Below are 16,255 nucleotides of genomic sequence, written 5' to 3'. Positions count from 1 at the left end.
GGGGGCGCCCCCGTCTTCGGACGGGGGCGCCCCCATGGACCTGCGCCGCGCAGGCCGACGTGAGCGTCGAGTATTACGTGAAACCGGAGCAGGGCAGTCTGGCCGGCGTCTCACCGGCCGTCCTCGAAACCGTCGCCCCCGCGTTCCGGCTGGACGACGCCGGACCCGGACTCCACATGACCGTCTGCACCGCGGAACCCGGTTCCCTCTCGGAAAAGGGGCTGCGTCTGCTCGCCTCCTTGGTCTCCACCGAAGACGCCGGCCCGGCAGGCCGGCGCTCCACCGCCTGAAACCGCGCCCGTGGACGGCTCGCGTCCGCGGCCTAGGCCACCGCGCTCCCGGACCGCTTGCGGCGATGCTCCACGAGGGACGGCCCAGGAGCGCGGAGGATCGTCCACGGACGCGGTGGCGGTGTCACGGTGGCCGTACCTCATCGACATCGTGTCGGGTCTGACCGTCACCACCGCTTGGGGCCGTGGGGCGCGGGACACCAGCTCGATGCGTGACCAGCGTTGAAGGATCACCGCCAGGACGATCTGCAGTTCGGTCCGGGCGAAGTTCTCCCCGATGCACTTGCGGCGGCCGTCGCCGAAGGCGAGGAAGGAGCCGCGGGCGGCCGGGGCGCGATGGGGAGCCCAGCGGTCGGGGTCGAAGACGTCCGGGGCGGGGAAGTGCGCCGGATCGTGCTGGTGGAGGTACGGGCTCCAGATCACGTCGGCCCCTTCGGGGATGCGGTGGCCGCCGAGTTCCACGTCGCGGGTGGCGGTGCGTGTGACCATCCAGGCCGGCCCGTACTTGCGGATGGCTTCCTGCAGCACCTGACGGGCGTACGGGAGGTTCTCGAGGTCCGTGGGGCGCAACGGGCGGTCGCCGCAGGCGTCGGCCAGTTCGGTGCGCAGGCGTCGCTCGACGTCGGGGTGCCGGCTGATCTCGTAGAGGGTCCAGGCCAGGGTCGTGCCGGTGGTTTCGATGGCGCCGGTCAGCAGGGTGATGGCCTCGTCCTGCAGGTGCCGGCGCGTCAACGGCCGGTCCGCGGTGAGGAGGGCGGCGAACAGACCGCCCTGGGCCGGTGGCGCGTGCGGGCACGTGGGGCCGGTGTCCGCGTCGTCGGGGTCGTCGGGGTCGTCGGGCGGCGCGCTCGACGGGGACGTGCCGTGGTGGTCGATGGCTCGGTCGACGAGCTCGCGGAGCCGTGCGACGCGTTCGGCGTGCGCGCGGTTGGCGGGCAGCGGCAGACGGGTGGCCCAGGACGGCAGGACGGTCTGCCGGATGGCGCCTTTCATGATGACCGGCATCAGGGCGGTGAACTCGGCCCGCAGGTGTCCCGGCAGGTCGGTGCCGAAGAGGGCGACGAGGAACGCGGCCAGGGTGAGGTCGTTCATGTCGGCGAAGACGTCACGTTTCTCGTTCTCCCGCCACCCCTCGACCATCGCTCGGACCTGGTCGATCATGGCGCTGCCGCGTGTGGCGACATGCGCCTTGTTGAACATGGGCTGCACGAGGCGCCGGTTGCGCAGGTGTGTGTCGCCGTCGGCGACGGTGGCCAGGCCGTCGCCGAAGAAGACGCGCAACGCGTCGATGATCCTGCCGCCCTTGGCGTAGTGGCCGGCGTCGGTGACCAGGACCCTGCGGGTCAGTTCGGGATCGGTCACGACGTAGGCGTCGGTCGGTCCGATCCGTATGCGCACGACACCGCCGTGCCGGCGGAGGGACGTGATGAAGGGAAGGGGGTCGCGTGCGAGGCGGTGGGCATGACCCAGCAGGGGCAGGGCGCCGGGTGCGGTCGGTGTGGGGACGGGTATGACGGGCGGGGTGGTCACGGCCGTGGGGCTCCTCACGTGAGTCCGTGGGGGTGGCCGGTTTCTGCCCGGGAACGCGGTGTGCGATGCGGCCGCTCCCTGATGTGTGTTTCACATCCCGTCCCGCGCACGGCGTCGGGGAACGGACGCCGGACGACGGCTCCGGCTAGGCCGGGTCCACATCGGTGTGCAGCATGTGGTGGTCCGAGTACGGGGTGCGTTCCACATGGTGCTCGAGCGGGGTGACGCCTCGCAGGAAGACGTAGTCGAACTTGCTGTGCCAGTCGGTGGTCGGTTCGCAGGTGGCGCCGTTCGAGGGATGGCACCGGGGATCGGTGTCCTCGGCCAGCGCCCAGATCGGGGAGAGTTCGGCGGCGTCCGGCACGGCGTTGAAGTCTCCGAGAACGATGGCGCGGTCGTGCCGGGCGACGGCTGCGGCGAGTACGCCGGTCTGACCCGCCCTCACCGCTTCCTGACGTCGTTCGGCGAGGTGTGTGTTGAAGACCCGTACGGACCGGCCGCCCACCATGGTGGTGACCGCCATGTACCCGCGGTCCTCGGATCCTCCGTCGGGGTACTCCACGTTGACGCGGTCCGTCATCGGCGCCGCCGAGAGGATCGCCTGCCCGAAGGCTCCCGGACTCCACGGCACTCCCCCGCAACGGCCCCAGTTCCGCAGAACCGTCCCGTACTCGACGTGGTACACCAGCCCGTAAAGGCGCTCCAGATGGTCCCGGATCCTCTCGACGTCCCGCACGCACGCCTCTTGCAGGCCGATGACCTGGGGCGCGTACGTGGCGATCTCCGCCGCCCGGTCGGCGTCGCCCGTCTCGCAGGGGTTGCAGATGTTCCACGTCATGACCCGGTTCGGTACGACGTCCCCGACGGCGCCGGCGGGCAGTGGCCCGGCGGAGGGGGCCCCGCCCGGTGCACTGGGGCCGAGGAGCGCCACGCAGCCCACCACCACGGCGCCCACGAGCAACCGCGCGCTCCTTCCGGCCACCGCCGCCTCCTCCACGTGCGTGCGCCTGGGGTCCGGCGCTTCCGTGCACGAGCTTATGGGACGGCGTTGCCGGCAACGCGTGCGCGGCGGGGCTCGGGCGGGTGGCGCGGGAACGGGACGGCGGCTCTGTCGCCCCCCGGGCGGCCGACGACTGTGAGAGCCGCGCCCTCCCCCGCCGTCCGCGCGCTCGTCCCGTCGCACGGGGCCCGTGCGAGCGGCCGTCCCTGTGCCCCCGTGCCCCCGTGTCCCGTCCAGGAATAGCCGCGGCCCCGCCCCGCGTTGCCGCGAGCATGACGACGAATGCGCCGCGGCCCGAAGTACTGCGCTACACCGCCTTCTCCAGCAGTCCCGACGGCGGAAACCCCGCCGGCGTCGTTCTGGACGCCGGCGCTCTGGACGACGAGGACATGCTGGCCATCGCCGCCGACCTCGGATACTCGGAGTCCGCGTTCCTCACCGCGCCCCCGGAGGGCCTCGGCCCGGAGGGACGGGCGTACGGCATCCGGTACTTCAGCCCCAAGGCCGAGGTGTCCTTCTGCGGGCACGCCACTGTCGCGACCGCCGTCGCGCTCGCCGAACGGACGGGCCCCGGAGAGGTGGTGTTCGCGACGCGAGCCGGCATCGTGCCGGTGGAGGTGGCCGAGGAGGACGGGACGGTCAGGGCCACGCTCACCAGCGTCGAGCCGCACCTCGCGGAGGTCTCCGACGCCGACCTCGCGGAGGCACTCGCCGCGCTGGGCTGGCCGGCCGCCGACCTCGATCCGGCCTTCCCGCCCCGTATCGCGTTCGCCGGCGCCCGTCACCTGGTGCTCGCGGCGGCCACGCGGGCCCGTCTCGCGGACCTCTCGTACGACTTCGCGCGCCTCGAAACCCTCATGCACCGCCTGGACCTGACCACCCTTCAGCTGGTGTGGCGGGAGTCGGCCACCGTCTTCCACGTCCGTGACCCGTTCCCCGTCGGGGGCGTCGTCGAGGACCCGGCGACCGGCGCCGCGGCAGCCGCGTTCGGGGCGTACGCCCGTGAGCTCGGCCTCGTGCCCGAGGACGCCGTGCTCACCCTGCACCAGGGCGAGGACCTCGGCCGCCCGGGCCGGCTCACGGTGACGCTGCGCGCGGGTGACCCGCGCGTCCGGGTCGGCGGCGCGGGAACCCGCATCGGCTGAGCGGCCGTTCTCTCGCGGCGTCGCCGGGTGCGGCGGCGCGTCGGCCGTCCGGCCGGACCGGCTGATCCCGGTCGCGGACGCGGACATCGCGGAGAGTCCCGCGGGCCGCGCGGATCTCCGTCACGAACAAGCAGTCGCCCTGGCCTCGCGGATCGGGGAAGGCGCCGTGCGACGCGCCCACGAGGACTTACCGACCGCCGCCGGCATCGGTCCGCAGGGCCGTTCGCGACGCAGGGCTTCCTCGTGCGGGCCGGGAGCTCCCGTTCTCCGCTCACGCCGTCAGGGTGCCGTCCGATGCGTTCGGAGGGCTGCGAGGATCGCCGTGCGACGGTGACCGCCGCCCACGGCAGGGCGGCGGCGGGGGGCGCGCGGGCCCGTCGACACGTGTGCCGGGCCCGCGCGGGACCGCGTCAGCGTCGACGGGACCAGCCGGTCCCGATTCCCGCCACGTGCAGGGCCAGGGCGGTCAGCCCCAGCAGCATGACGTTCACCGAAGAGAACACGTCGTTGGTGCCGATCTCCGCCGCGTTGATCAGAAACGCGATGAAGAAAAGCACCGCCGCGACCATACCGAGCATGAACGAGCTCCTCTCATAGGGATGAAGCCCGTATGCCCGGCCGTCGCGCTCGCAGACGCGGGAATGACGGCACGGGTGGCATCCCGGTGCCGGTCCTCTGCGCGCCCGTCCCTCCCGCATCGCGTCGGCGACCGGCGGCGGTCGCATGCCACGGCGCGTGGACGAAGTGATCCGGGGCGGGTGAACCGCGGCAACCCGGCGCAGGGGGCGGTACGTTCGACGGTCTCCCGCTGACACGCCGTACGGGGGGTGGGGCCGAACCCCGCGTGCGGTACGGGGGCGACGGTCCACCCGTACCGCTTCTCCGCGGCCGTCCGCGGACGCACGCGACCTGGCACCGCGTGGCCACGTTGCCGACGGCCGCGGGGCGCACGGTCGTCCGCCCCGGCCCACGAGGCCACGGGGAGTCCTCGAAGCCCCCGGCCGACCGGGGACACCGCCCGTACTCCGAGGGCGCCGTGGCCGGGGACCGCCTCGCTCCGATGCGCGGCCCGGGCCACGAACGGTTCGCCGTCGTCGGCCGCGACCGGGGTGCGTACGTCGCCACCCGCCTCGCCCCGGACCACCCGGGGGCCGTTTCCGCCCTGAGCGTGCTGGACGCCGTCCCCCTCGGCGAGGCGCCGCGCCGGTACGACGCGAAGTTCGCCCTGAGCCGGTGGCACTGGTTCTTCCTCGCGCGGACCGACAAGCCGGCCGAACGGATCATCGGCGCGGACCCCGACGCCTGGTACGGGGGCACACCCGAGCAGATGGACGTCGAGGCGTACGAGGACCACCGGGCCGGGCCGGGTGTCGACCGGCGGCACGACGCCGACCGGCGGGCCGGTCGCCGTATCGGGTGCCCGCTGCGGGTTCTGTGGGCCACCCGTGACGACATGGCCGGCCTCTACGGCGACGTGCTGGAGGTGGGGCGGGGCCGGGCCAGAGGTCCGCTGGAGGGCGGCCCGGTCGTCCCCGGCCGTCATATCGCCGAGGAGGCGCCCGAGGCACTCGTCACCGGCCTGCGCGAGTTCTGGAAGGCCGCGGACGGACCGGCCTGAGCCGCTCCGTCCGCGGGCGTGCGTCACGGGAAGCGACGCGGCCGCTCGGGGGCCGTCACGGCTGCTCGGGCTGCGCGTTCGCCGTGCCCGCGGCCCGGTCCACCGGACGGCGCGTCCCGGCTTCCCAGAGGCACCAGGTCGTCCACAGCAGCAGGACGAGGAAGACGGCGAGCAGGCCCAGCAGCACCACGGCCTGCCGCGCCGACCCGTTGTCCTGAATCAGTGTCAGCAACAGGCAGAAAGACCAGGCGGCCACACCGCCCGCGTACACGGCCCTGAGCTGTCGCAACTGACCCATCGATTTCATCGTCCCTCCTGAACCGCTCCATGACGCGTCACCCTGCCGGTACCCCCGTCACGCGGCTTCACCGCACGCGATCGCGGTCGATCTCCCGGTCGGCCGTCGCTCCGGCCCGTCTGTCGCGGACGGTGGGTCACGGCGGGGAGGCGAGCGCCCGCACGACGACCGTGCCGTCCACGACGAGCGGACGTTCCCACGGATTCGCTGGTGCGGGGTCGGTACGCCGGCGAGCAGGTCGCCGGGCTTCGCGTCCGGCTCGCCCGCGCCGAGGACTTCACCGCCGCACCGCGCGCCCGCCTGGAGCAGGACTCTCCCACGACCGAGCAGCCGAACGGCGCCGCCGTCACGTTGTTCCGCCGCTCGTACGCGCGCGAGACGGAGATCAGGTTCGTCGGGGTGTGGGACACGGTCGGCGCCCGGTGCGCTGGAGCGGGCGCCGGACGCGTTCGTGCCGCGCTGGATCGCCGAGCACCGGCCCTTCGGGCGGCCTCGTTTCATCGGGCGGGACGTGAGCTGGGAGGAGTGGCTCCGGCTGCCGGATCATCCATGAGCAGGGCCGTCCGGCCGACGCGGAGGCGTCGCCGTACGCGGGCCTGTCACTGATCGCGGGCCAGGCCCGCGCCTCCTGCGCCGGCGCGGCTTCACGCCCTTCGCCGTCTCCCTCGCCCGCCGGCCCCGGCGGCCCGCGTCCCCCACGGCGCCGGATCCGGCCGGTTCGGGCGTGCTTCGCCGGCGCCGGTGGGCAGACATGCCTCTACGGGTGCTCGAGCAAAGGGGACAAGGTGACGCGGGACTTCGCCGACGCGGTGGAATCGATGGAGCAGCTGGCCACGGTCTGGCGGGCGATGGTGCTCGACCGGGATCCGGACGCGGACGTACGGGACCTGCCGGGCGTCGCGGTGCGCTGGGCGGAGTGCCGGTTCGCTTTCTGGAACTGCGTCACGCTCACCGAGGCGGGGGCGGACGCGGAGCTCCTGGAGAAGCGGCTGGGTCAGGCGGCGGACATCATGCGGTCGAAGCGGCGGGCCGGCTTTCTGTGGGTCTTCGAGGACCTCCTCGGCGCCGAGGCGCGCCCGAGCCTGACCGAGTCGGCCGATCGGGCCGGTCTGGTGCACGCCTTCTCGGGCATCGGTATGGCCGGTGACCTGCTGCCGGTCCCCGAACCGGCGCACCCGGACCTGACGTTCGTGCGGGTCGGCACGGACGAGCATCTGCGCGCCTACGCCGACCTCAACTCGCGTGCCTACGGAATGCCGTTGGAGGACGGCCGCGACGGCCTCGTGGGCTCGGAACTGTGGAGGACGGGGGTGCACGCCTATCTGGGGCTGCGGGACGGCGCTCCGGTGACGTGCGCCGGGACCGTGGAAGCGGACGGCCGCCTGTTCGTCGTCCTGGTGGCCACGGACCCGCGGTGGGAGCGCAGGGGGTACGGAGAGGCGGTGACCCGCAAGGCCCTGTACGAGGGCGCCCGGGCCACCGGACTGACCCGGGCCACGCTGCACGCGACCGCCGCCGGGGCTCCCCTGTACCCGCGGATCGGCTTCGAGCCGAACAGCCCGCTGCACTTCTTCACCCCGGGAAGCTGACGGCCGTACCGGGAGGCCGCTGTCGTCGGGTGGGCAGCGGACCGCCGGCGGCGCGCCGGCCGACGGGGCCGCGGCTCATGTCGGCCGCGTCGAAGCCGTTCCCCCACGAGGAGGTCCGCCGCGCCGGCGGACCGGATGCCGCCGGCGCGGAAGGTGACGAGCAGAGGGTCGTCGGGGAGTTCCGGGCAGCGTTCGGGCAGCGCCTCGAGCGGCAGGCCCACGGCGGGCGGCGTGACGGTGGGGCTGAGGGGAGACGGCTCGGACATCGGACATGGGGGCGGATCACCCGTCGGAGGAGGAACGCCCGGGGCCACGCTCCTCCACCGGCTCCCGCGCGGCCGGCACCTCACCGCCGGCGCCCTTCCGGAGGGTCTCGCGCGCCTCGCGCAGGCGCCGCAACTGCCGACCGCCCTGCCAGGTCAGCAGCGGCAGGAGGACCGCGCCGAGCAGACCGCAGACCAGCGCCTGCCGGACCAGGCCCAGGAGGAGCGGCGCGGCGACGCACAGCGCGTACATCAGCCAGAGGACCACCAGGGCGGGACGCCGGTGCCGGGTGCGGTGGAGCCGTTGCTCCACCAGGTCCAGCATGGCCTTCCGGTCGGCGGGCGACGAGGGGATCTCCCCGTGGCGCAGCCGGCGGTCCAGGTCGGCCAGGCGGTCGCCCGAGCCGCCGGCCGCGCGCTTCTCCCTCGCGCGCAGCACCAACAGGACGGCCACCGCGCCCACCGAGGTCACGGCGGCCCGCAGCAGCAGCGCGAGGGCCGGCTCCCCCGGCGACATCAGCATGATCACCACCCAGCCGAGGAGGACGACGAGCAGCACCTGGGCCCATACGTGGCGGCCGAGGAAGGTGTTGAGCCGTTCCACCGTCGCCCCCTACCGTCCGGACCGGACTACACCGCGCCGGAGACCGACGGTCCGGGCGGTCAGCGCGGCCGCCAGCAGCACGCAGGCGACCGCGCTGTACGCCCATTCCGCCGTCCCGCGCACCACCCCGACGATGCTCCACACCGCCCACAGGGCGAGCACCACGCACAGCGCCGTCGAGGCGATGTCGACGACCCGTGCGCGCAACTGGGCGCGCTGGCGCGTGCCCGGTTCGAGGTCGCCGAGTTCCTGTCCGTCGTGGTCGTGGCGCACTCCCATGGCCGGCCTCCTCCGTGCTGTGCCTCGTTCGTCCTTGGAGGCCTATCGGCTACCCCCGGCCGAAAGCGCCAAGCGGCGGACGGGCAGGGCAAGTTGCCGTAACCAGGCCGGGGTCCGCTTCTGGTCGGGGCCGGTGTGGCGGGTCCGCAGGTGGGCCGGCGTACCGTCGTTCCACGTACCGCCCGGGATGTCCAGGCACGTGCCGTCACCCCTCCCCTCACCCGTGCGGGTGCCGCCGGTGGACGTGGCGGAGGAGAACTCTTCCACGTCGGACAGGGCGCCGCTGCCGCCCTCGAGCACGGGGTACAGGGTGGTGGCGCCGGCCGGTCGGCCGGTCAGGGGCGCCGTGACGTCCTGGAAGGTCTCCCGGCCGCCGGTGGCCGGCACGGTGGCCGTGTCGAGCAGGGCGCCGACCGGGAACCCGTGCGGACTTCGAGGGTGCCGCCGCTGCCGCCCGAGGAGATACGGGCGGTGAAGCCGGTGGCGTTGTCGAGGTCGTAGGGCGTGAAGGAGATCCGGCCGCCGTCGTGGATCTCGCCGGCCGTCCTGCCGCCGTGCGCTGGTGTGGTGGACGACCTGGACGCCGGCGGAGTCCCCATGCGCCGGCAGTGCCTCGCCCGGGGAGCCGCGCGCGGTCACCGTCCCGGTCGTCATCACGACGCGTTGTCCGTCCTGGGAACGTCGTCATCCGGGACGGGGCCGTCCCGGTCCGGATCCGAGGGCATAGGCTCGGTGCGCGCGGCCGGCCGAGGGCGCGTCGGGCCCGGGCCCGGGGGTTGGACGAACGGAGTCGTTCCGCTGTGACGCACGCGCACGAGGAAGAGGTCCTGGCCCGGATCGCCGCAGGGCTCGTCCACACCGAGTCGGAAGCGGCCTTCCAGGCCTCCCGGCGCCGCACCGAGCAGATCTTCGCGTACAACCACACCCCACCGGGTGAGGTGGAGAAACGCCGGGCGCTGCTCGTCGCGATCTTCGGGTCGGTCGGTGAACGCACGGTGCTGCTGCCCCCGTTCCACGCCGGGTTCGGCAGCAATGTCCACATCGGCGACGACTTCTTCGGGAACGTGAACCTCACCTTCGTCGACGACGTCGACATCCGCATAGGTGACGGTGTGATGATCGCTCCGAGCGTGACACTGACCACGACGGGACACCCGGTGCATCCCGCGCGGCGTACCGACTTCGGGCGGTTCTCGGAGCCGATCGTGATCGAGGACAAGGTGTGGATCGGCAGCAACGCGGTGGTCCTGCCCGGCGTCCGCATCGGATACGGGTCGGTCATCGGCGCCGGCAGCGTCGTCAGCCGCAGCATCCCCCCGATGACCGTCGCGCTCGGCACCCCCTGCCGCGTGGTCCGCGCCATCACCGACGAGGACCTCACCACGCGTACCGCCGAGCGGTAGGGGCGTCCCGTCCTGCCGTGCGCCGGGGCCCCGAGCGGCACGGCCGGCCCGTGCGCGGGCGGTCAACCGCGGGCCTCCTCGGGTTTCCGCCCCCAGACGGTCAGCATGCCGGCGGACAGCGCGGCGCACTCGTCGGAGTCCGGGTACCGGACCGCGGCGTCGACGGCGGCGTCGTCGACCAGGCCGGTGGCGAGCATCGCCGCCCTGCTCCGCTCCCATGTGGCCGCCCGGAAGCGGCTGATGGGGCTGCCGGGGAGCAGCGGCGGCACATGCGTCTCGGCGGCGACGCGCACGAGCCCCGCCCCGCGCAGCAGTCGGGGGTACGACGGCACCCAGGAGACATCGGTGCCGATGGCCGCCCGCAGCCCCTGCCGCATCGCCCGCATCGCCACCGTGTACGGCGTGTCGGGCGCCCGGTCGCTCGTCAGGTCGACCGCGTCGCCGAGCACCAGCACACCGCCGGGTGCGACGAGTCCGGTCAGTGCCGCGATCAGACGCTCGTGCTCGGGCAGGTGCATCAGCACGAAGCGCGCGTGGACGAGCCCGAACCGGCCGGGTGCGAAGTCCGGGGCGGTGACGTCGGCCTCCGGCCCCCCGAAGCCCTTCCTACGGGCTCAGCCCTCGGGGACGCGCAGGGCCAGGAGGGCCACGTCGTCGTCGTTGTCGGCGGGGCGGACACGGCTGAGCAGTTGGTCGGTGAACGAAAGGAGGGGGCGGTGGGCGAGGGCGGCGGCGTGCTGGCGCAGCCGGTTCAGACCCGTGTCGAGGTTCTGGCGGGGCGTTTCGATGAGGCCGTCCGTGTACAGCACCAGGGTGGATCCCGGCGGGAGCAGTGCCGTGGCGTCGGGGCGCCGCACACCCGCCTGGGTGCCCAGGAGGATGCCGTGGCCGTCGGTGAGGTAGCTCGCCAGGCCGTCCCGGCTGATCAGCAGCGGCGGGGGGTGGCCCGCGTTGGTCCAGGACAGCCGCCAGTGGCCGTCGTGGGCCGCTTCCATCCGGCCGAAGATCATGGTGGCCATGGTGACGTCGGTGATGTGCTGGATCGCCTCGTCCAGCCGTTCGACGATGCGGCTGGGGGGTTCGTGCTGGGACCAGGCGTAGGCGCGGAGCATGTTCCGGACCTGGGCCATGCCGGCCGCCGCCTCCAGGTCGTGGCCGACGACGTCGCCGATGGCCAGGGCCGTGGACGCGTCGGACAGGGGGAAGGCGTCGTACCAGTCGCCGCCGACGTGTGAGGCGTCGGGTGCGGGCAGGTAACGGACGGTCATCTCCAGACCCGAGAGGCGGGGCATCTGGGGCAGCAGGTGGTTCTGCATGGTCTCGGCCACCATGCGCTGACGCTGGTAGAGGCGGGCGTTGTCCAGGGCGAGGCCGGCCCGGCGCGCGATGTCCTCGATCAGCGGAAGGTCCATGGGGGCGAAGGCCGCCGGGCTCTCGGTCCGGCCCAGGGTCAGCGCGCCCAGGACGGCGCGGGGGCTGCGGATGGGCGCGATGGCCGCGGAGTGCATCTCCGTGGCGTGGAACAGACGGCCCTGCTCGACCGCGATGCCGGAATCCGGTGTCCCCTGGTAGGTCTGCGGACCGGCCAGGGTGGAGGCGACGCCGCGCAGGGCTCTGGACAGGGGCATCTGGGATTCCTGGGGGATCGGCGGCATCGGCCCCTGCAGGTCCTCGTGCCGCACCAGCGTGTCGCCCTCGGCGTGGACCACGACCGCGCGCCACACCTCGTCACGTTCGGTGATCAGGTCGATGATCACCCAGTCCGCGAGCCGGGGCACGACCAGGGCCACCAGCCGCCGCAGCGCCTCGTCGACGTCGAGGGTGGAGGTCAGCTGCGCGGTGGTCTCGGCCAGCAGGGCCAGCCTCTGCAGTTCCGACAGCGACTGGACCGCCGGCTCCGGTCGCCGGGCGGTGTCCCGCGGATGCCCGGGGGGGTAGAAGACGACGAGCGTGGCGGCCTGCCGGTCGCCGAGGCCGTACGGGGCGATCAGCCAGGAGACGGGCAGCACCGAACCGTCGGCGCGTGCGAAGTAGTCCTCGTCGCCCTGGGCCGGGCACCCGGCGTGGAACGCCTGTCGCATCGCGCACTGGGTCCTCGGCAGCTGCTGCCCCTGCGAACCGCGGTGCAGCAGGTCGTGCGCGTCCTGGCCGAGGAGTTCCGCGGCGGGCCGGCCCAGCAGTTCCTCGGCGAGGGCGTTGACGGCGATGATGTAGCCCTGCTCGTCGACGACGTAGACGCCCGTGCCGATGGCTTCCAGCGCGGCGGAAGCGGCCGGCGCGGACAGCTCGTGGACCTCCGTGCGCTCCGACCCTGTCATCGTGACCTCCTCGTCGGCCGGGCCGGCGCCCCGCCCGCCGCCCGTGTGCCCCGCCGCATCGTGCCTTCCCCCGTTCTCCTGCCTTCCCCGTATGCCCATGTGGGTGAGGATCCCACGTCGTCCGGCGGCTTCGGTGAATTTCGCCCCGCCGAGACCGCGCAGCGGATGACGACGCATCCGGGGGACGAGGTGGACGATCCACCGTCGGCCGTCGGGCACGCCCTGGCTTCGGGGGCGCCCCCGGTCGGCTTCCCGCCTCGGGTCGGCGTGCACCCGGAAAACGACGGGCGTCCGACGTGCCGCGGGGGCGGCGTCCCGAGGACATGGTCCGGGGGCCGCTCCCGGAAGGACGGAGACGGAGCATGACGGGCGAGGACGTGGCCGGGCCGTTCGCCGACGAGACCCGGGTGCGGGTCCTCGCCGCTGTGGCGCTGGGCGCGACGAGCGCCGCCGAGGTCGCCGACCCGTTCGGCCCGTTCGGCCGGTGAAGACGACGAGGGCGGCGGTGGCCGACGGCCCCGACGGATCGGAAGTCGCGAGCGCGAACGGATGCGCATGACCCCGGACTCACAGCCGAGTCGACGTGTCGCACCCGCAGCCATCCCCTCCGGCAGGGAGCCGGAGAGGCCCCGCATCACTCGGACGGGCGGAAAGCAGGACGTCCAGGCGACGCGACAGGCGCCCCGCCAGGTCGCATAGGACAGTAAGACCATGAACCGTCACCGACGCCCACCGCGGCGTGCCCCGTGGATCGCAGGCGGCGCCGCTGTGCTCGTCCTCGGCGGCATCGGCGTGTGGGCGTGGGTGGCGCAGGACGGCGGAACGCCCAGCCCCACGCCCTCGGCCTCGCACGACCTGTCCCTTCCGACGCTGAGCCCCCTGCCGTCCTGGACGTTCGCGACGGAGCCGTCGAGCACGGCACGGCGGACGCCGACGCCCACGCTGTCGCCCGGGCCGACGTCCCGGCCCCGTCAGCCGGCCCCGTCGGCACAGCGGCCCACCGGTGAGCCGCTGCCGTCGGCCCGGCGGAGGACGACCGAGCCGGCGCCTCCGGAACAGCGGCCCACGCCCCGGTCCGCGCCGCCCAGCCGCCAACCGGTGCCCCACCGGACCGCGCCCGGCGCGTCGGCCATGCGCACCCCGAAGGCGGGACCGGCGACGCCACCGCCGCCGCCACCGACGCGGTCCGCGACACCCCGGCTCCCACCGGGCTTCCCGATGCCCAAGCCTCCGGCATCACCCGCCCGCCCGGTGCCACCACGGACACCGGCGACGCGGCCGGCCGTACCCGAACTCCCCATGAAGCCCGCCACACCCAGACCTCCCACGAAACCCGCCGCACCCGAACACCCCACGAAGTCCGCCGCACCCACATCTCCGCCACGGCCCACCACACCCGCACCCCCCACGAAACCCGCCACACCCAGACACCCCACGAAGTCCGCACCCCCCAAGCCCTCGGCATCACCCGCCCGCCCGGTGCCGCCACGGACACCGACGACACCGTCGACGCGGCCGGCGCCCTCGGAGCACGTGCGGACACCGTCCGCCACGACGCCCGGGCCGACGCCGTCGGCCGATGGCGGTGAGCGGGTGACCACCACGTGGTACACCTCCCCGGCCGCGACGGCCGCCGCCCACCGCATGGCGAACGCCGACGCGGTCGGTGACCCCGCCTGCTCGATGGCGGCCGTGGGCCGGCCGGACCCCCGCCTGGTTCCGTGGGACAGCCGTATCGGCATCGGACACCACGGCACGTACTGGTGCCTGATCTGGTGAGGCGGCGGGCGGCTCCCGACGACCCGTCGCGCGTGGTCCGCGGGGCATCGGGACCTGGCAGGACCGGCGGCAGGTCACCGCGTAGGCTGCCCTCGGCACGGACACGGCTGGGCGGGGGAGCACATGACGGCTGGAACAGCCCCGAGGTGGGCGTCGACTCTCGATTCGGTGGTGGTGTACGCGCAGGGCGCGCTCTGCCGCCGGCTGGCCCGGGGCGCGGTGCCGGCGGGCGGACGCGTGCGGGTGGCGGGACTGCCCCGCTCGCTGGACCCGGGCTCGTTGCGGGCCGGCGTCGTCGGGACGTCCGGGGTGCGTGTCACCGAGGCCCGGGTGGAGCCGGAGGCCGAACTCCTCGACACGGAACCGCCGGACGACGCGCGGCGCGAGGTGGAACGGCTGCGCGACGACTGCGCTGCGGCGCGGGGCCGCCGGGACCGCCGACTGGGCCTGATCGAGGAGGTCGGAGCGCTCCGTCCGGTGCCGCCGCCCCGCCGGCGGGACGACCCGCACCGCCGTACCCCGGTCGACGCGTGGCTGGAGCTCTCCGAGTTCGTCGACGAGCGCCTGACCGGGCTGCACAGCGGGCTCCACGGTCTGGAGGAGGAACTGCGCAGGGCCGAGCACGAGCTCACGGTCGCCGAGGACAGACTCTCCCGTGCCTCCACCGGCGCGCCCTCGGCGCCGGTGACCGACTCGATGTGCGCGGTCCTGACGCTGGACGGCGCGGACGGCGCGGAGGTGGAGCTGGAGGTGGAGTACGGGGTGCCCGGCGCCGTCTGGGTGCCCGCCTACCGGCTCACTCGTCGTGAGGGCGGGAGCGACGGATCCCTGGTGCTGCGCGCCTCGGTCGCCCAGCGCACGGGTGAGGACTGGACCGGTGTCCGTATCGCCCTGGCCACCGCCGATCTGCGCCGTCGCACCGACCTGCCCCGGCTCCGCTCGGTCCGCATCGGGCGCAGTCAGTCCGCCCCCGCGCCTTCGGGCTGGCGCGAGCACCCGACGGGGCTGGCCGATCTCTTCGCCGGGTACGACGCGGCGGGCCCCCGACCCGGCACGAGGCCTGCGCCCGGGGCCACGGTCGGTGCCGCGCCCGGTCCCGTTCCCCCACCGCCGCCCGTTCCGCTGCCGGAGGGCGCCTCCCTTCCGGCCTTCGGCGGCCCTCCGGCCCCGGCCCGGCCGAGCGGCAGACCGCGTACCGCCGCGCGGCTCGCCGCGCCCGCCGCGGCCCCGGCTGCTCCCGCGGCCCCCGGGGCGGCTCCGCCACCGCCCGCCGCGTCCGCGGCCGTCGCCGGGTACGCGCCGCCGGCCCCCGTGACCGGTCCGCCGCGGCCGGACGGCGCCGCACTCGACTACTCCGCGCTGGTCCTGTGCGGCCCGGACGAACAGGGCGGCCGCCGGGGCAGGCTGTTCCCCGGCTCCGGCGCCGATCCGGTGACCGCCGAGCACCGCCGTCGCGCCGAGACGGTGGGCGTGCTGCCCCTTCCCGGACACGCCGTGCGGCCCCGCGAGTCGGCGGGCTCCTTCGACCACCGGTTCGATGCCGCCGCCCGCGCCGACATCCCCTCGGACGGCACCTGGCACACCGTCACCGTCGGCGAGATCCCGGTCGGCCTGCGCACCGAGTACCTCTGCGTTCCGTCCGTGGAGCAGACCGTGTACACGACGCTGGTGCTCTCCAACGCCACCGACCGGGCGCTGCTGGCCGGCCCGGTGGAGGTCACCGTGGGCGAGGACTTCCTGCTGACGGCCGCCCTCCCCACGCTCGCCCCGGGCGGCGTGTGCCGGGTGGGGCTCGGACCGGCCGAGGCCATCGGGGTCACCCGCCGGGTGCATCTGCACGAGTCGACGGCGGGGCTGCGCAACAACGTCACCGTGCTCGAGCACCGCGTCCACGTGGAGCTGGCCAACCGGCTCGCGGTGCCCGTCTCCGTGGAGGTCCGCGAGCGCGTGCCCGTCACCTCCGACGCGCCTTATAGGTGACGGCGGTGACGGGGAGGGGGATGAGGTCCGATGGCGTAGACATGCTGGGTCAGCTCCTGCGGTTGCCGCCGGCGGCACCGCAGCCCTCGACGGCGGCTACGACATCCGGATCCCGGCCGGCAAGGCCCTCGCCGGCGGCAACCGCAGGAGCTGACCCAG

Annotated in this window: 16 protein-coding genes and 2 pseudogenes; 7 read left to right on the top strand and 11 right to left on the bottom strand. The window is 74.3% G+C overall.

Translation table 11 applies throughout. From position 1 onward, the window contains the following. Window positions 1–110: 110 nt before the first annotated feature. Window positions 111–1,820: a cytochrome P450 gene (locus tag ADK41_RS14730; protein ID WP_199822385.1), complete on the bottom strand. Its 1,710-nt coding sequence runs from the start codon at window positions 1,818–1,820 to the stop codon at window positions 111–113. A gap of 145 nt (window positions 1,821–1,965) precedes the next feature. Then, complete coding sequence (locus ADK41_RS14725) at window positions 1,966–2,802, bottom strand: endonuclease/exonuclease/phosphatase family protein (protein ID WP_078661943.1); 837 nt, start codon at window positions 2,800–2,802, stop codon at window positions 1,966–1,968. Window positions 2,803–3,092: 290 nt separating this feature from the next. Here ADK41_RS14725 and ADK41_RS14720 point away from each other — a divergent pair, with 290 nt between their 5' ends. Further along, window positions 3,093–3,965, top strand: coding sequence for a PhzF family phenazine biosynthesis isomerase (locus tag ADK41_RS14720; RefSeq protein ID WP_030826645.1), 873 nt, complete (start codon window positions 3,093–3,095; stop codon window positions 3,963–3,965). Between the two features lie 410 nt (window positions 3,966–4,375). Here ADK41_RS14720 and ADK41_RS42120 read toward each other — a convergent pair whose 3' ends face one another. Continuing rightward, on the bottom strand, window positions 4,376–4,543 hold the full coding sequence (locus tag ADK41_RS42120; RefSeq protein WP_167353471.1) for a hypothetical protein: 168 nt from the start codon (window positions 4,541–4,543) through the stop codon (window positions 4,376–4,378). A gap of 230 nt (window positions 4,544–4,773) precedes the next feature. Between ADK41_RS42120 and ADK41_RS14715 the strand changes: the two genes are divergently transcribed. Further along, window positions 4,774–5,583: an alpha/beta fold hydrolase gene (locus tag ADK41_RS14715; protein ID WP_030826643.1), complete on the top strand. Its 810-nt coding sequence runs from the start codon at window positions 4,774–4,776 to the stop codon at window positions 5,581–5,583. 55 nt (window positions 5,584–5,638) lie between these two features. Here ADK41_RS14715 and ADK41_RS14710 read toward each other — a convergent pair whose 3' ends face one another. Further along, the gene (locus ADK41_RS14710) at window positions 5,639–5,890 is read right to left on the bottom strand and encodes a hypothetical protein (protein ID WP_053636713.1); all 252 of its coding nucleotides are present in this window, start codon (window positions 5,888–5,890) and stop codon (window positions 5,639–5,641) included. Between the two features lie 809 nt (window positions 5,891–6,699). On the opposite strand from ADK41_RS14710, the gene ADK41_RS14705 reads away from it, so the two are divergent. Continuing rightward, window positions 6,700–7,470, top strand: coding sequence for a GNAT family N-acetyltransferase (locus ADK41_RS14705; protein WP_030826636.1), 771 nt, complete (start codon window positions 6,700–6,702; stop codon window positions 7,468–7,470). A gap of 282 nt (window positions 7,471–7,752) precedes the next feature. On the opposite strand, the gene ADK41_RS14700 is transcribed toward ADK41_RS14705, so the two are convergent. From ADK41_RS14700 to ADK41_RS44240, 4 genes are read right to left on the bottom strand one after another with little or no spacing between them, the layout of a single operon-like run. Beyond that, window positions 7,753–8,337 (bottom strand): hypothetical protein, encoded by a 585-nt coding sequence (locus tag ADK41_RS14700; RefSeq protein ID WP_051843163.1) that lies wholly within the window; start codon window positions 8,335–8,337, stop codon window positions 7,753–7,755. Between the two features lie 9 nt (window positions 8,338–8,346). Further along, window positions 8,347–8,616: a hypothetical protein gene (locus tag ADK41_RS14695; protein WP_030826630.1), complete on the bottom strand. Its 270-nt coding sequence runs from the start codon at window positions 8,614–8,616 to the stop codon at window positions 8,347–8,349. Window positions 8,617–8,658: 42 nt separating this feature from the next. Next, window positions 8,659–9,003, bottom strand: a complete 345-nt coding sequence (locus ADK41_RS44245; RefSeq protein ID WP_030826627.1) for a hypothetical protein — start codon at window positions 9,001–9,003, stop codon at window positions 8,659–8,661. Then, on the bottom strand, window positions 8,952–9,215 hold the full coding sequence (locus ADK41_RS44240; protein ID WP_420706761.1) for a carbohydrate-binding protein: 264 nt from the start codon (window positions 9,213–9,215) through the stop codon (window positions 8,952–8,954). Before ADK41_RS44240 ends, ADK41_RS44245 begins: the two co-directional genes overlap by 52 nt. Before the next feature lie 201 nt (window positions 9,216–9,416). Here ADK41_RS44240 and ADK41_RS14685 point away from each other — a divergent pair, with 201 nt between their 5' ends. Then, on the top strand, window positions 9,417–10,019 hold the full coding sequence (locus ADK41_RS14685) for a sugar O-acetyltransferase (protein ID WP_030826625.1): 603 nt from the start codon (window positions 9,417–9,419) through the stop codon (window positions 10,017–10,019). Window positions 10,020–10,081: 62 nt separating this feature from the next. Here the strand turns inward: ADK41_RS14685 and ADK41_RS14680 are convergent. Together ADK41_RS14680 and ADK41_RS14675 are read right to left on the bottom strand one after the other, a co-directional pair. Then, window positions 10,082–10,606 (bottom strand): annotated as a pseudogene (locus ADK41_RS14680) (methyltransferase domain-containing protein); the annotation flags it as partial. 27 nt (window positions 10,607–10,633) lie between these two features. Next, window positions 10,634–12,337 carry a SpoIIE family protein phosphatase gene (locus tag ADK41_RS14675; RefSeq protein ID WP_030826620.1) on the bottom strand — a complete coding sequence of 568 codons (1,704 nt, stop codon included), beginning with the start codon at window positions 12,335–12,337 and terminating at the stop codon, window positions 10,634–10,636. A gap of 362 nt (window positions 12,338–12,699) precedes the next feature. On the opposite strand from ADK41_RS14675, the gene ADK41_RS43915 reads away from it, so the two are divergent. After that, window positions 12,700–12,825: a hypothetical protein gene (locus ADK41_RS43915; RefSeq protein WP_267883144.1), complete on the top strand. Its 126-nt coding sequence runs from the start codon at window positions 12,700–12,702 to the stop codon at window positions 12,823–12,825. Between the two features lie 483 nt (window positions 12,826–13,308). Here the strand turns inward: ADK41_RS43915 and ADK41_RS14670 are convergent, their stop codons facing one another. Beyond that, window positions 13,309–13,563 (bottom strand): hypothetical protein, encoded by a 255-nt coding sequence (locus ADK41_RS14670; protein ID WP_037804244.1) that lies wholly within the window; start codon window positions 13,561–13,563, stop codon window positions 13,309–13,311. Between the two features lie 367 nt (window positions 13,564–13,930). Here ADK41_RS14670 and ADK41_RS14665 point away from each other — a divergent pair, with 367 nt between their 5' ends. Next, a complete protein-coding gene (locus ADK41_RS14665; RefSeq protein ID WP_051843162.1) occupies window positions 13,931–14,116 on the top strand; it encodes a hypothetical protein in 186 nt (61 codons plus the stop codon). Window positions 14,117–14,239: 123 nt separating this feature from the next. Next, window positions 14,240–16,250, top strand: a pseudogene (locus tag ADK41_RS14660) (DUF4139 domain-containing protein). The last annotated feature ends 5 nt before the right edge of the window (window positions 16,251–16,255 follow it).

The sequence above is a fragment of the Streptomyces caelestis genome (assembly GCF_001279005.1).
GTDB classification, from domain to species: Bacteria; Actinomycetota; Actinomycetes; order Streptomycetales; family Streptomycetaceae; genus Streptomyces; species Streptomyces heliomycini.
This window is presented reverse-complemented; position numbering and strand designations above follow the sequence as displayed.